This is a genomic window from Lactobacillus kalixensis DSM 16043, from assembly GCF_001434335.1.
Lineage (GTDB): Bacteria > Bacillota > Bacilli > Lactobacillales > Lactobacillaceae > Lactobacillus > Lactobacillus kalixensis.
In genome coordinates, this window is the sequence record NZ_AZFM01000091.1 from 1 (window position 1) to 554 (window position 554).

The 554-nt window shown below is 35.7% G+C and carries 1 protein-coding gene; it reads right to left on the reverse strand.

Going from position 1 to position 554, the window contains the following annotated elements:
- Nucleotides 1–441, reverse strand: a 441-nt coding sequence (locus tag FC46_RS09895) for a helix-turn-helix domain-containing protein (protein WP_162253143.1), incomplete at its 3' end; no start/stop codon positions are given.
- Nucleotides 442–554: the final 113 nt, after the last annotated feature.

Consider the following 554-nt stretch of genomic DNA (forward strand, 5'->3'; position numbering starts at 1 on the left):
AATACCGATTAGCCCCTTGTCTACATAATTGTAAAGAGTTCTAGTGCATACTACATCCTGGCTAGTGAATAGACCTGTTGCAGTTGCACGACCCCAGCAAGCATCAAGAGACCAATTATCCTTAAAGAAATGTTCTTTAACATAATCAATAAACGGCTTATGAGTAAGATACTTAAGCTTACGACCAGAATTAAGACGATGATTTTGATAAGCTTTTTGACCAACTTCTGCCTTATAGCGCTTAACTGATTCATGATAAAGGCTAACAGTGCCACGTTTAATTTCATTTGAAATAGTTTGTGGTGAGCAGCCTAATTCTCGTGCAATAGAACGCATAGATCTATTATCTTTACGACGAATTTGGATCAGAACACGTTCTTCATAGCTTAAATGTTTTCCACGAGTGTGTTTAATCATGGTAGAATTATTAGAAAGGGTCATTTGAATACCTCGTTTTCTAGAAGTTTTTGTGGTTATTAACATTCTATCAAACAAGGTTCAAATGACCTTTTTTAATTTAGGACATAGTGTCCAACTTCATTTTACAATCGGCC